Consider the following 13,081-nt stretch of genomic DNA (forward strand, 5'->3'; position numbering starts at 1 on the left):
ATGTCCCGACTCAACCCCCGGCAGCAAGAAGCCGTGAACTACGTCGGCGGCCCTCTATTGGTGCTCGCCGGCGCAGGCTCCGGCAAGACCAGCGTGATCACCCGCAAGATCGCGCACCTGATCCAGAACTGTGGCATCCGCGCCCAGTACATTGTCGCCATGACCTTTACCAACAAGGCCGCGCGAGAAATGAAAGAGCGCGTCGGCACCCTGCTCAAGGGTGGCGAGGGCCGTGGCCTCACCGTGTGTACCTTCCACAACCTGGGGCTGAACATCATCCGCAAGGAGCATGTGCGGCTGGGCTACAAACCGGGCTTTTCGATCTTTGACGAGACCGACGTCAAAGCCCTGATGACCGACATCATGCAAAAGGAATACGCGGGCGACGACGGCGTCGATGAGATCAAGAACATGATCGGCGCCTGGAAAAACGACCTGATCCTGCCCGCCGAAGCCCTGGAAAACGCGCGCAACCCTAAGGAGCAGACCGCCGCCATCGTCTACACCCACTACCAGCGCACGCTCAAGGCGTTCAATGCGGTGGATTTCGACGACCTTATCCTGCTGCCGGTCAAGCTGTTCCAGGAACACAAAGACATCCTGGAAAAATGGCAGAACAAGGTGCGCTACCTGCTGGTGGACGAATACCAGGACACCAACGCCAGCCAATACCTGCTGGTAAAGCTGCTGATCGGGACGCGCAACCAATTCACCGTGGTGGGCGACGACGACCAGTCGATCTACGCCTGGCGCGGTGCCCGCCCCGAAAACCTGATGCTGCTCAAGGAGGACTACCCTTCCTTGAAGGTGGTGATGCTGGAGCAGAACTACCGCTCCACCAGCCGTATCCTGCGTTGCGCCAACGTGCTGATCTCCAACAACCCCCACGAGTTCGAGAAGCAACTGTGGAGCGAGATGGGCCATGGCGACGAGATCCGCGTGATCCGCTGCCGCAACGAAGACGCCGAAGCCGAGCGCGTGGCCGTCGAGATCCTCAGCTTGCACCTGCGCACTGACCGGCCTTACAGCGATTTCGCGATCCTGTACCGGGGCAACTACCAGGCCAAGCTGATCGAGCTGAAATTGCAGCACCACCAGGTGCCGTATCGTCTGTCAGGCGGTAACAGCTTTTTCGGACGTCAGGAAGTCAAAGACCTGATGGCTTATTTCCGTCTGATCGTGAATCCAGACGACGACAACGCCTTCCTGCGCGTGATCAACGTGCCGCGTCGGGAAATCGGCTCCACCACCCTGGAAAAACTCGGCAACTACGCCACCGAGCGCAAGATCTCGATGTACGCCGCCACCGACGAAATCGGCCTGGGCGAACATTTGGACACGCGCTTCACCGATCGGCTGTCGCGCTTCAAGCGTTTTATGGACAAAGTGCGCGAGCAATGTGCCGGCGAAGACCCGATCAGCGCCCTGCGCAGCATGGTCATGGATATCGACTATGAAAACTGGCTGCGCACCAACAGCTCCAGCGACAAGGCCGCGGATTACCGCATGGGCAACGTCTGGTTCCTGATCGAAGCACTGAAGAACACCCTGGAAAAAGACGAAGACGGCGAGATGACCGTCGAAGACGCCATCGGCAAGCTGGTACTGCGCGATATGCTCGAACGCCAGCAGGAAGAAGAAGACGGCGCCGAAGGTGTACAGATGATGACCTTGCATGCCTCCAAGGGCCTGGAATTCCCCTACGTGTTCATCATGGGCATGGAAGAGGAAATCCTCCCGCACCGCTCCAGCATCGAAGCCGACACTATCGAGGAAGAACGGCGCCTGGCCTACGTGGGCATTACCCGCGCGCGTCAGACCCTGGCCTTCACCTTCGCCGCCAAGCGTAAGCAATACGGTGAAATCATCGACTGTGCCCCCAGCCGGTTTCTCGACGAGTTACCGCCGGACGACCTGGCCTGGGAAGGCAATGACGACACCCCGACCGAGGTGAAGGCCGTGCGCGGCAACACCGCCTTGGCGGATATACGCGCGATGTTAAAGCGCTAGAATCGACTACTTTTTAATCTACTTTCGGCGCACAACGCGCCATTAGAGGAAGCTTTCCGTGGAAGCACTGCACAAGAAAATTCGCGAAGAAGGCATCGTGCTTTCCGATCAGGTACTCAAGGTCGACGCGTTTCTGAACCACCAGATCGACCCGGCGCTGATGAAACTGATCGGCGACGAATTCGCTGCGCTGTTCAAGGATTCGGGCATCACCAAGATCGTCACCATTGAGGCTTCAGGCATCGCCCCGGCGATCATGACCGGCCTGAACCTGGGCGTACCGGTGATCTTCGCGCGCAAGCAGCAATCCCTGACCCTGACCGAAAACCTGCTGTCGGCGACGGTGTACTCCTTCACCAAGAAAACCGAAAGCACCGTGGCCATCTCGCCGCGCCACCTGACCAGCAGCGATCGCGTGCTAGTGATCGATGACTTCCTGGCCAACGGCAAGGCGTCCCAGGCACTGATTTCGATCATCAAGCAAGCCGGCGCCACCGTGGCCGGTTTGGGGATCGTCATCGAGAAGTCGTTCCAGGGTGGCCGTGCGGAGCTGGATGCCCAGGGCTATCGGGTTGAATCGCTGGCGCGGGTGAAGTCGCTGGCCGGTGGCGTCGTCACCTTCATCGAGTAATTTGCTACGAGGTGAACACGGATCAAGATGTGAGAGGGAGCAAGCCCCCTCCCACATTTGGCTTTGTGTTGGCTTTTAGTGTGCGGTTGCTTGTAAACCAGCGAGCAATAGGCGCTGGTAGAGGTCCTCCTTCAAACCCTCCGGCGTATCCAACCGCATCCGCCTCAAATGCGCTGGAAACGCCTGCGGCTCCGGTGCATCCAGCGCCGCCTTGCCCAACTCCAGAATCTCCGTCAGCTTGAATTTGCTCTTGAGCCAGTTCAAAGCGCGCAACAGATCCCGCTCTTCGTCCGTGAAATCGCTGCCCAGCGGATACTCCGGGAACAAACGCCGATGCCGCGCCTGGATACCCTGGAGCCGCTCCGGCGTGTTGTCGCTGAAGCGCGTATCGAGCTGGAAATCCTTGGGCAACTTGCCGGCCTTTTGCGCCTGCTCGATCAAGTCGGCCTGGAAGCGTGAGTCGGTGATGTTGAGCAACGCCTCGATCACCTTCGCGTCCGTCTGGCCGCGTAAATCCGCGATGCCGTATTCGGTGATGACGATATCCCGCAGATGCCGTGGAATGGTGCAGTGGCCGTAATCCCAAACGATATTGGAACTGACCTCCCCGGCCGATTCGCGCCAGCTGCGCAGAATCAGGATCGACCGCGCGCCCTCCAACGCATGGCCCTGAGCCACAAAGTTGTATTGCCCGCCCACGCCGCTAAGCACGCGGCCGTCTTCCAATTGATCAGCCACACCCGCGCCCAGCAACGTCACCACGATCGCGCTGTTGATAAACCGCGCGTCCTGACGCTGCAGGCGCTTGAGCGCCTCCTGACCGTACAGCTCGTTGATGTAGCTGATACGGGTCATGTTGAATTCAAGGCGCTTGGAATGGGTCATTTCCTGCAAGCGCTGGTAAAAACTGCGCGGGCCAAGAAAGAAACCGCCGTGGATCGATACACCATCGGGCTGCGCCGCATCGTCGAGCAAGCCGGCATTTGCCTGCTCCTGAGTGGCCGCATCCGGGTACACCTTGCGCCGCACAATGCCGGCGTCGGCCAGCACCAGTAGGCCATTGACGAACATTTCGCTGCAGCCGTAAAGGCCACGGGCGAAGGGCGCGACGCCGCCTTCACGGCTGATCAACGGCGCCCAGCGGTACACATCCAGGTCCGTCATCAGCAAGCGATAGGCTTCGTTGTCTGCCTGGCGCGCCAGTAATGCGGCGGTCAGCGCGTCGCCCATGGAGCCGATGCCGATCTGCAAGGTGCCGCCATCGCGCACCAAGGTGCTGGCATGCAGGCCAATAAAGTGATCCTGGAAACCCACCGGCATATTGGGCGTGGAAAACAGCGTGGTGCTGTCTTTTTCGTCGAGCAGGTAGTCGAACGCGTCCATGCCCAGCTCGGAATCACCGGGCATATAAGGCAAATCGGTGTGAACCTGGCCGACGACCAGGATGGTTTCACCCGCCTCCCGGCGCTTGGCGATCATCGGCAGTAGGTCGAGGGTAATGTCGGGGTTGCAGCTCAGGCTCAGGCGGTCGGGGTGTTCGGCACTGCTGGCGACCAGTTGCGCCACCAGGTTCAGGCCGGCGGCGTTGATGTCGCGGGCTGCATGGCTGTAGTTGCTGCTGACGTAATCCTGCTGTGCTGAAACGCTGTGCAGCAGGCTGCCGGGCTGCATGAAGAATTGCTGCACGTGGATATTGGGCGGCAGGCTGTCTTTATGCAGGTCGGCGAGAAAGTCCAATTCGGGGTAATCACCGAACACGCGCTCGATAAAGGGTTCGAGGAAACGCTTCTGCAAACCGTCGCCCAATGTCGGGCGGCCCAGGCTTAGAGCGGTATAAATGGTCAGCGCTCGTTCCGGTAGCTTGGCAATACGCCGATACAACGCGTTGACGAACAGATTGGGTTTACCCAAACCCAGGGGCAGGCCCATATGGATATGCGCCGGCAACCGCGCCAGTACGTCGTCAACTGCTTGCTCGATTGAACACAACTGCACCATCCGACCCTCCTGACATTCCATGATTTGGGTTGGACCGAGCTTGCAGGCTCTTTGCTGCAATAACCAGCCTTCAGGGTGAATCCCAGGCACAAAAAAGCCGCTCGTAAGCGGCATTTTTGACGAAGATCGGCCGATTAAAGACCGGACATCTTCTTAATCGCGCCCTTGAGGTCATCATCGGAGCAATCGGCGCAAGTGCCTTTAGGCGGCATGGCGTTGATGCCAGTGATAGCCTTGGCCAGGATGCCATCGAGGCCGCCCTGGTGGTCAGCGCGCTCTTTCCAGGCCGCGGTGTCGCCAATTTTCGGCGCGCCAAGCAAACCCGAGCCGTGACATGCGTTGCAGTGCTTGGCGATGATCTGATCTGCCGTTTTCGCTCCACCACCGCCGGCAGCCACGGCCACTTCCATGCCTTTGCATTCCTGACCTTGAACACACACCTGCCCCACAGGCTCCAGGCGCTTGGCGATCTCATCATTGGTGGCAGCTTGAGCGCTGACAGCCCATAGAGCCAGTACGGTTGCTGGTGCAGCCAGCATTTTCATAATTAGGTTCACGCGTTCACCCTCAATGGTGGCTATTCACGCCTGCGGCCACGGTTTCGCAGGCGGCGAAAGTATAACGGTTAGCCCGCCTGGCTGAAACAACCCTATTAACCAAAGGGAGATTCAGTCTGGCGGAATGCAGCTACGGGCGGCTCTGCAATGCTGGCAGGACGCCTCTTCTGTTAAAAGTTCGCGGGTGTGGCTGCGCTGATTAGTCGCGCCGGCACGTCGAACGGATTGCGAAAACGGTGGGGCTTGGTGCTTTCAAAGTAGTAGCTATCGCCCGCTTCGAGCACAAAAGTTTCAAGACCGACCACCAACTCCAACCGGCCTTCCAGCAGAATCCCGGTTTCCTCGCCCTCGTGGGTGAGCATTTCTTCACCTGTGTCGGCGCCCGGCGGGTAGATCTCGTTGAGAAACGCGATGGCCCGGCTTGGATGCGCGCGGCCCACCAGTTTCATAGTGACGGCGCCGTCGGAGATGTCGATCAGCTCATTGGCTTTATAGACGATCTGCGTCGGTATTTCCTGGAGGATCTCTTCAGAGAAGAACTCGACCATGGACATGGGAATGCCGCCCAGCACCTTGCGCAAGGAGCTGATCGAAGGGCTGACACTGTTTTTTTCGATCATCGAAATGGTGCTGTTGGTGACACCCGCGCGCTTGGCGAGCTCACGCTGGGAAAGACCTTTGAGTTTACGGATGGATTGCAGTCGTTCGCCGACGTCCAATGCAGGTGCCTCCTAGGATTCAGGCTTTGTTGTAATTGAGCGTTATCATGGCGACAGCGTTCAGTATTTACAACACTTTGGCCTAAATCCCGACCAGCTCCATTCGTGACGGCCTGTCAGGCCTCGGAGTAGAGCATTGGCACCCGCCGCAGGTTGCAGAAGATCTGGTAGGGGATGGTCTCGGCGGCGACGGCCACGTCACTGGCCAGAATGTTCTTGCCCCACAGCTCCACCGTAGAGCCCAGACCGGCCTGAGGCACGTCCGTCAGGTCGATGCACAGCATGTCCATGGACACACGCCCCAGCAACTGACTGCGCTGCCCGGCCACCAGCACCGGCGTACCCGTGGGAGCATGGCGCGGGTAACCGTCGGCGTAACCCATGGCTACTACCCCGATTCGCATCGGCTTGGGCGTGATGAACCTGGCACCGTAGCCTACGGGCTCACCCGCCGGCAGTTCACGCACGCAGATCACTTTCGATTCCAGGGTCATCACCGGCTGCAAACGTGCGGCCACAGACTGCGCTTCGCCGAAAGGCGTAGCACCGTAAAGCATGATGCCGGGCCGGACCCAGTCGCTGGACACATTCGGCCAGCCCATCACCGATGGCGAATTGCGCAAGCTGACTTCTGCGCTCAGGCCTTGGCGCGCCGCATCAAACACGGCCACCTGCTCATCACTGCTCACGCAATCGAGCTCATCGGCGCGGGCGAAGTGGCTCATCAGCACAATCTTGGCAACGCTGCCGGTGGCCAGTAGGCGCTGGTAAGCCTCGTGATAATCCTTAGGGTGCAAGCCCACGCGGTGCATACCCGAATCCAGCTTGAGCCAGACGGTCAGCGGCTTGCTCAAGCGCGCCTGTTCGATCGCTTCAAGTTGCCACAGCGAGTGCACCACGCACCAGAAATCATGCTCGATGATCAAAGGCAGCTCGTCGGCTTCAAAAAAGCCTTCCAGCAGCAGCACCGGCGCACGAATGCCAGCGGCGCGCAGTTCCAATGCTTCCTCGATGCACGCTACGGCAAAGCCGTCGGCCTCGGCTTCCAGCGCCTGGGCCACGCGCACGGCACCGTGGCCATAGGCATCGGCCTTAATCACGGCAAGTGCCTTGGCTCCCGTGAGTTCACGGGCCAATTGGTAGTTGTGGCGCAGGGCTTGGAGGTCGATCAGGGCACGGGCTGGACGCATGACGGCAGGCTTCTAGGCGGCAGAGTGAAGAAAAACCGGCGCTGATCAACAAACCTCAGCGCCGGGAGAGGGATCTGTAATTACGGCAGGGCAGCCACGACGGACAGTTCTACCAGAATTTGCGGCTCGCAAAGCTTGGCCTCAACCGTGGCGCGGGCCGGGGCAACCCCTTTGGGCAACCAGGCGTCCCACACCGCGTTCATACCGGCGAAATCGGCGTCGATGTCTTTCAAATAAATCGTCACCGACAGCAATCGGGTCTTGTCGGTACCGGCCAGGTCCAGCAAACGCTCGATATTGGCCAAGGTTTCACGGGTCTGCTGTTCAATCCCGGCGCTCATGTTATCGCCGACTTGCCCAGCCAGGTACACGGTACCGCTGTGGACAACGATCTGGCTCATGCGCTCATTGGTGAGCTGGCGCTGGATTGACATGTTTTGCGGACTCCTGGTGGTTGCCATAACGGGAAATATCGAGGCCTGCGGCGCTGATTTGCGGGGTTTTCTTGGCCATCAGGTCAGCCAGCAAACGGCCCGATCCGCAGGCCATGGTCCAACCGAGCGTGCCGTGGCCGGTATTCAGGAACAGGTTCTTGAACGGTGTGGCACCGACAATCGGCGTGCCGTCAGGTGTAGTCGGACGCAGGCCGGTCCAGAACGAAGCCTGGGCCAAATCACCGCCCTGAGGATAAAGGTCGTTGACGATCATCTCCAGGGTTTCCCGTCGACGCGGATTCAGCGACAGGTCAAAACCGGCTATTTCAGCCATGCCGCCGACGCGGATGCGGTTGTCGAAACGGGTGATCGCGACCTTGTAGGTCTCGTCGAGAATGGTCGACGTGGGCGCCATCGCCGGATTGGTGATCGGCACAGTCAGGGAATACCCCTTGAGCGGGTACACCGGGGCCTTGATACCCAGCGGCTTGAGCAACTTCGGCGAATAACTGCCCAAGGCGAGCACGTAGCGATCGGCCGTTTCCAGCTTGCCATCGATCCATACGCCGTTGATGCGGTCGCCCGCGTGATCGAGGCGCTGGATGTCTTGTTCGAAGCGGAACTCAACACCCAATTGCGTGCACATCTCGGCCAGGCGCGTGGTGAACATCTGGCAGTCGCCGGTCTGATCGTTGGGCAAGCGCAGGGCACCGGCCAGAATACCGGTGACGCTGGCCAGGGCAGGCTCGACGCGAGCAATGCCGGCACGGTCAAGCAGTTCGAAGGGCACGCCGGACTCTTTGAGCACCGCGATGTCCTTGGCCGCGCCATCCAACTGCGCCTGGGTGCGGAACAGTTGGGTAGTACCGAGGCTGCGGCCTTCGTAGGCAATACCGGTCTCGGCGCGCAACTCATCAAGGCAGTCGCGGCTGTATTCGGACAAACGCACCATGCGCTCTTTGTTAACTGCATACCGGCTGGCGGTGCAGTTGCGCAGCATCTGCGCCATCCACAGGTATTGATCAATATCGGCGGTGGCCTTGATGGCCAGCGGCGCGTGGCGTTGCAGTAGCCATTTCATGGCCTTGAGCGGCACACCCGGTGCGGCCCAGGGCGAGGCGTAACCAGGGGACACCTGACCGGCGTTGGCGAAACTGGTTTCCATGGCTGCGGCGGGTTGACGGTCGACGACCACCACTTCGAAACCGGCCCGCGCCAAATAGTACGCACTGGTGACACCAATGACGCCGCTACCCAAGACCAGAACGCGCATTTTTATATCCTCATCGCGGCGTGGCCGCCGACGTGTGTTATTCGAGCAATGATGGGCGCAGTATAAAAAGCAATCACCAGTGCATTTCACTATATAAATGCCTATATTTGGCGACAATTCTCGGCAAAAACCGTTTTTACAGAGGCGTATCCCCTATGCGTACCAACACCCAGACCAAACGGGAGCTGGACAAGATCGATCGCAATATCCTGCGCATCCTACAAACCGACGGGCGCATCTCGTTCACTGATCTGGGGGAAAAAGTCGGCCTCTCGACCACGCCCTGCACCGAGCGCGTGCGGCGCCTGGAGCGCGAGGGGATCATCATGGGCTACAACGCACGGTTGAACCCGCAGCACTTGAAGGGGAGTTTGCTGGTATTTGTCGAGATCAGCCTGGATTACAAGTCGGGAGACACCTTCGAAGAGTTCCGCCGCGCCGTGCTGAAACTGCCCCATGTGCTGGAATGCCACCTGGTGTCCGGTGACTTTGACTATCTGGTGAAAGCGCGGATTTCCGAGATGGCCTCGTACCGCAAACTGCTGGGCGACATCCTGCTCAAGCTGCCCCACGTGCGTGAGTCCAAGAGCTATATCGTGATGGAAGAGGTAAAGGAGAGCCTGAACCTGCCGATCCCGGACTAAACCAATACCTGCCGGGTGCTGGCCATATATTCGTGGATTTGTTTTTCCACCCGCGGATGAATCAACTCCACCGGCCGGCGCCCGTTGGGGCATGGCAAGGTTTGGGTGGTGCCGAACAACCGACAGATCAGCGGTCGCTCGTCATACACCGTGCAGCCAGTGGGGCCCAGGTGGACGCAGTTCAGCTCGTCCATGGCGGCTTCCTGCTCGGCAGCGGTCTTGCGCGGCAGACGCGACATTTCCTCGGGGGATGTGGTCACCGGCCCACAGCAGTCGTGGCAGCCCGGAACACACTCGAACGAAGGAATCTGACGGCGCAATGCGCTGATCTTCTGACGGTTGCAACTCATCGAACAGGTACTCAACGGCGAACAGGGGTGGATTCTGCCGCAAATTCCCCTGCGCAGACAGCATCGTCCGACCGCTGTATCCTGCGTCAAATTTTCCAAACAGGGATGCGCCCATGACCGCCAGCGCCCGGCACGCCGATTCCTACTACGCCGCCAGCAGCCTGCCTCTGCCTGATTACCCAGCGTTGAAGGGTGAAGTCACGGCTGACGTGTGCGTGGTAGGTGGCGGTTTTTCCGGGCTCAACACCGCGCTGGAACTGGCCGACCGCGGTTTCAGCGTAGTGCTGCTGGAAGCGCGCAAAGTCGCCTGGGGCGCCAGCGGACGTAATGGCGGCCAGCTGATTCGCGGCGTCGGCCATGGCCTCGACCAGTTCGCCAACTTCATCGGCACCGACGGCGTGCGCCAGATGAAGCAGATGGGCCTGGAAGCCGTGGAGATCGTGCGCGAGCGCGTCGAGCGCTTCCAGATCCCTTGCGACCTGACCTGGGGCTATTGCGACCTCGCCAACAAACCTCGCGATCTGCAGGGCCTGGCCGAAGATGCCGAAGAACTGCGCAGCCTTGGTTATCGTCATGAAGTGCGCTTGCTGCAAGCCAACGAAATGAGCAGCGTGATCGGTTCCGAGCGCTACGTCGGAGGCATGATCGACATGGGTTCCGGCCACCTGCACCCGCTGAACCTGGCCCTTGGCGAAGCTGCCGCCGCCGAGCGGCTGGGCGTGAGGCTGTTCGAACAGTCCGAAGTGACCCGCATCGACTACGGCTCCGAGGTCCAAGTCCACAGCGCCCAGGGCACAGTGCGCGCAAAGACGCTGGTGCTGGCCTGCAACGCTTATCTCAACGGCCTCAACCCTCACCTGAGCGGCAAGGTATTGCCCGCCGGCAGCTATATCATCGCCACCGAACCCTTGAGTGAAGCCCAGGCCACGCAACTACTGCCGCAGAACATGGCGGTGTGTGATCAGCGAGTCACCGTGGATTACTTCCGGCTGTCCGCCGATCGTCGCCTGCTGTTCGGTGGTGCTTGTCATTATTCCGGACGCGACCCCAAGGACATCGGCGCTTATATGCGTCCGAAAATGCTGCAAGTGTTCCCGCAGTTGGCCGACGTGAAGATCGATTACCAATGGGGCGGCATGATCGGCATCGGCGCCAATCGCCTGCCGCAGATCGGTCGCCTGGCCGATCAACCCAATGTGTATTACGCCCAGGCTTACGCCGGCCATGGCCTCAACGCCACGCATCTGGCGGGCCGGCTGCTGGCCGAAGCGATCAGCGGCCAACAGCAGGGGCGTTTCGATCTGTTCGCCCAGGTGCCGCATATGACCTTCCCCGGTGGCAAGCATTTGCGCTCGCCGCTGCTGGCGCTGGGCATGCTTTGGCACCGTCTCAAAGAGCTGCTCTGATCAATCGCGCCAGAACGGTTTCAGACCTTCCTCGCGCGCCTGTTGGGCACTCAAGCCGATGTCGCGCAGCTGCTCGCTGGTCATGCTCAGCAAGGCCTTGCGCGTGTGGCGACGGCGCCAGAACAGCCCCCAACGGCTGATATCGCCTGGCGTTACGACCCGTGCGTGGTCAGCCTCCAGTTCCTGACTGTGTAACCTCAGGCGCACATCGCTTATGCCGTTCATTTTGTTGCCCCTCATTTGCCGGTTGCCATGAGCGACTAGAATGAGCGAGCGAGCAAAACCATTACAGATTCAACCTTTATCTATTAAATCCATACAGATACTGCCACTGGGCGGCTGAATCCTGTATTTTCCTAGGATCTGTACTGGTCCCGGGAGCGACCGCCATGACCCTCTACGTCAACCTCGCCGAACTGCTGGGTACTCGCATCGAACAAGGCTTCTACCGCCCCGGCGACCGGTTGCCCTCCGTCCGTGCGTTGAGTGTGGAGCACGGGGTAAGCCTGAGCACCGTGCAACAGGCCTATCGCTTGCTGGAAGACAACGGCCTGGCAACCCCCAAACCCAAGTCCGGTTACTTCGTACCCGTGGGCCGTGAGCTCCCCGCCCTGCCGGAAATAGGCCGTCCGGCACAGCGCCCAGTGGAGATTTCCCAATGGGATCAGGTGCTGGAACTTATTCGCGCCGTACCGCGTAAAGACGTCATACAGATGGGCCGCGGCATGCCCGATGTGTTGTCACCCACCCTCAAACCCCTGCTGCGCAGCCTGGCCCGCGTCAGTCGACGCCAGGATCTTCCCGGCCTGTATTACGACAACATTCTCGGCTGTATGGAGTTGCGCGAGCAGATTGCTCGACTGTCATTGGATTCCGGCTGCCAACTGGGCGCGGAAGACATCGTGATCACCACCGGCTGCCACGAAGCACTCTCCGCCAGCATCCACGCCATCTGTGAACCCGGCGATATCGTCGCGGTGGACTCGCCGAGCTTCCATGGCGCCATGCAGACCCTCAAGGGCCTGGGCATGAAGGCCCTGGAAATTCCTACCGACCCGCTCACCGGCATCAGCCTCGAAGCGCTGGAACTGGCCTTGGAACAGTGGCCGATCAAGGTCATCCAGTTGACCCCCAACTGTAACAACCCGCTGGGCTACATCATGCCCGAGGCACGCAAGCGTGCGCTGCTGAACCTGGCCCAGCGCTTCGATGTGGCAATTATCGAAGACGATGTATACGGCGAATTGGCCTACAGCTACCCACGCCCGCGCACGATCAAATCCTTCGATGAAGACGGCCGCGTACTGTTGTGCAGTTCATTCTCCAAAACCCTCGCCCCAGGCCTGCGTATTGGCTGGGTTGCACCGGGGCGCTATTTGGAGCGAGTGCTGCACATGAAATACATCAGCACCGGTTCTACCGCCACACAGCCGCAGATCGCGATCGCCGAATTCCTCAAGGGCGGGCATTTCGAACCACATTTGCGACGGATGCGTACCCAATACCAGCGCAATCGTGACCTGATGCTCGATTGGGTCAGCCGGTATTTTCCCGCTGGCACCCGCGCCAGCCGGCCTCAGGGCAGCTTCATGCTGTGGGTAGAACTACCGGAAGGCTTCGACACCCTCAAACTCAACCGTGTGCTGGTGGAACAAGGCGTACAGGTGGCTGTAGGAAGCATCTTTTCTGCATCCGGCAAGTACCGCAATTGCCTGCGCATGAACTACGCTGCCAAGCCAACCCCGCAGATCGAAGAGGCAGTGCGCAAGGTCGGCATCGCCGCGAGCAAAATGCTGGCCGAATCAGCGGACTGACCTTTCACGGCAAATAGCCGTCATATGCCGACTACTGCCCTGATCCGGAAGCGAC

General features: G+C 59.9%; 13 protein-coding genes. 5 read left to right on the plus strand and 8 right to left on the minus strand.

Translation table 11 applies throughout. The features are described 5' to 3' along the window. Complete coding sequence (gene rep, locus HRH33_RS00005) at nt 1-2,010, plus strand: DNA helicase Rep (RefSeq protein WP_034101459.1); 2,010 nt, start codon at nt 1-3, stop codon at nt 2,008-2,010. 58 nt (nt 2,011-2,068) lie between these two features. Further along, on the plus strand, nt 2,069-2,641 hold the full coding sequence (locus HRH33_RS00010) for a xanthine phosphoribosyltransferase (protein WP_003195447.1): 573 nt from the start codon (nt 2,069-2,071) through the stop codon (nt 2,639-2,641). A gap of 75 nt (nt 2,642-2,716) precedes the next feature. Here the strand turns inward: HRH33_RS00010 and HRH33_RS00015 are convergent, their stop codons facing one another. The 6 genes from HRH33_RS00015 to dadA all read right to left on the minus strand — a co-directional run bounded on the left by HRH33_RS00015 (nt 2,717) and on the right by dadA (nt 8,812). Then, nucleotides 2,717-4,639 (minus strand): acetyl-CoA hydrolase/transferase C-terminal domain-containing protein, encoded by a 1,923-nt coding sequence (locus HRH33_RS00015; RefSeq protein WP_167416969.1) that lies wholly within the window; start codon nt 4,637-4,639, stop codon nt 2,717-2,719. Between the two features lie 134 nt (nt 4,640-4,773). Then, nucleotides 4,774-5,184, minus strand: a complete 411-nt coding sequence (locus HRH33_RS00020) for a c-type cytochrome (protein ID WP_034115450.1) — start codon at nt 5,182-5,184, stop codon at nt 4,774-4,776. Nucleotides 5,185-5,366: 182 nt separating this feature from the next. After that, nucleotides 5,367-5,915 carry a cupin domain-containing protein gene (locus HRH33_RS00025; RefSeq protein ID WP_005792468.1) on the minus strand — a complete coding sequence of 183 codons (549 nt, stop codon included), beginning with the start codon at nt 5,913-5,915 and terminating at the stop codon, nt 5,367-5,369. 116 nt (nt 5,916-6,031) lie between these two features. Further along, on the minus strand, nt 6,032-7,105 hold the full coding sequence (alr, locus tag HRH33_RS00030) for an alanine racemase (RefSeq protein WP_167416968.1): 1,074 nt from the start codon (nt 7,103-7,105) through the stop codon (nt 6,032-6,034). Between the two features lie 80 nt (nt 7,106-7,185). Beyond that, nucleotides 7,186-7,539, minus strand: coding sequence for a RidA family protein (locus HRH33_RS00035; protein ID WP_167416967.1), 354 nt, complete (start codon nt 7,537-7,539; stop codon nt 7,186-7,188). After that, the gene (gene dadA / locus HRH33_RS00040) at nt 7,511-8,812 is read right to left on the minus strand and encodes a D-amino acid dehydrogenase (protein ID WP_167416966.1); all 1,302 of its coding nucleotides are present in this window, start codon (nt 8,810-8,812) and stop codon (nt 7,511-7,513) included. The genes HRH33_RS00035 and dadA overlap by 29 nt, the downstream gene beginning before the upstream one ends. A 155-nt stretch (nt 8,813-8,967) precedes the next feature. On the opposite strand from dadA, the gene HRH33_RS00045 reads away from it, so the two are divergent. Continuing rightward, nucleotides 8,968-9,456 carry an Lrp/AsnC ligand binding domain-containing protein gene (locus tag HRH33_RS00045; protein WP_167416965.1) on the plus strand — a complete coding sequence of 163 codons (489 nt, stop codon included), beginning with the start codon at nt 8,968-8,970 and terminating at the stop codon, nt 9,454-9,456. Here the strand turns inward: HRH33_RS00045 and HRH33_RS00050 are convergent. Then, a complete protein-coding gene (locus HRH33_RS00050; protein WP_034115453.1) occupies nt 9,453-9,806 on the minus strand; it encodes a YkgJ family cysteine cluster protein in 354 nt (117 codons plus the stop codon). The genes HRH33_RS00045 and HRH33_RS00050 overlap by 4 nt on opposite strands. 113 nt (nt 9,807-9,919) lie before the next feature. Here HRH33_RS00050 and HRH33_RS00055 point away from each other — a divergent pair, with 113 nt between their 5' ends. Beyond that, nucleotides 9,920-11,212: an NAD(P)/FAD-dependent oxidoreductase gene (locus HRH33_RS00055; protein WP_167416964.1), complete on the plus strand. Its 1,293-nt coding sequence runs from the start codon at nt 9,920-9,922 to the stop codon at nt 11,210-11,212. Here HRH33_RS00055 and HRH33_RS00060 read toward each other — a convergent pair whose 3' ends face one another. Next, nucleotides 11,213-11,437: a DUF1127 domain-containing protein gene (locus tag HRH33_RS00060; RefSeq protein WP_167416963.1), complete on the minus strand. Its 225-nt coding sequence runs from the start codon at nt 11,435-11,437 to the stop codon at nt 11,213-11,215. A 164-nt stretch (nt 11,438-11,601) separates the two neighbouring features. Here HRH33_RS00060 and HRH33_RS00065 point away from each other — a divergent pair, with 164 nt between their 5' ends. Next, nucleotides 11,602-13,026 carry an aminotransferase-like domain-containing protein gene (locus HRH33_RS00065; protein WP_034101469.1) on the plus strand — a complete coding sequence of 475 codons (1,425 nt, stop codon included), beginning with the start codon at nt 11,602-11,604 and terminating at the stop codon, nt 13,024-13,026. Nucleotides 13,027-13,081 lie beyond the last annotated feature (55 nt).

It is taken from the genome of Pseudomonas rhodesiae (assembly GCF_013285305.1).
Taxonomy (GTDB): domain Bacteria; phylum Pseudomonadota; class Gammaproteobacteria; order Pseudomonadales; family Pseudomonadaceae; genus Aquipseudomonas; species Aquipseudomonas rhodesiae.

Excerpts from the sequence above, each read along its gene's own strand:
- rep (WP_034101459.1), top strand. The coding sequence starts at position 1 with ATGTCCCGACTCAACCCCCGGCAGCAAGAAGCCGTGAACTACGTCGGC.
- HRH33_RS00015 (WP_167416969.1), bottom strand. The coding sequence starts at position 4,639 with ATGGTGCAGTTGTGTTCAATCGAGCAAGCAGTTGACGACGTACTGGCG.
- HRH33_RS00020 (WP_034115450.1), bottom strand. The coding sequence starts at position 5,184 with ATGAAAATGCTGGCTGCACCAGCAACCGTACTGGCTCTATGGGCTGTC.
- alr (WP_167416968.1), bottom strand. The coding sequence starts at position 7,105 with ATGCGTCCAGCCCGTGCCCTGATCGACCTCCAAGCCCTGCGCCACAAC.
- HRH33_RS00035 (WP_167416967.1), bottom strand. The coding sequence starts at position 7,539 with ATGTCAATCCAGCGCCAGCTCACCAATGAGCGCATGAGCCAGATCGTT.
- dadA (WP_167416966.1), bottom strand. The coding sequence starts at position 8,812 with ATGCGCGTTCTGGTCTTGGGTAGCGGCGTCATTGGTGTCACCAGTGCG.
- HRH33_RS00045 (WP_167416965.1), top strand. The coding sequence starts at position 8,968 with ATGCGTACCAACACCCAGACCAAACGGGAGCTGGACAAGATCGATCGC.
- HRH33_RS00050 (WP_034115453.1), bottom strand. The coding sequence starts at position 9,806 with ATGAGTTGCAACCGTCAGAAGATCAGCGCATTGCGCCGTCAGATTCCT.
- HRH33_RS00055 (WP_167416964.1), top strand. The coding sequence starts at position 9,920 with ATGACCGCCAGCGCCCGGCACGCCGATTCCTACTACGCCGCCAGCAGC.
- HRH33_RS00060 (WP_167416963.1), bottom strand. The coding sequence starts at position 11,437 with ATGAACGGCATAAGCGATGTGCGCCTGAGGTTACACAGTCAGGAACTG.
- HRH33_RS00065 (WP_034101469.1), top strand. The coding sequence starts at position 11,602 with ATGACCCTCTACGTCAACCTCGCCGAACTGCTGGGTACTCGCATCGAA.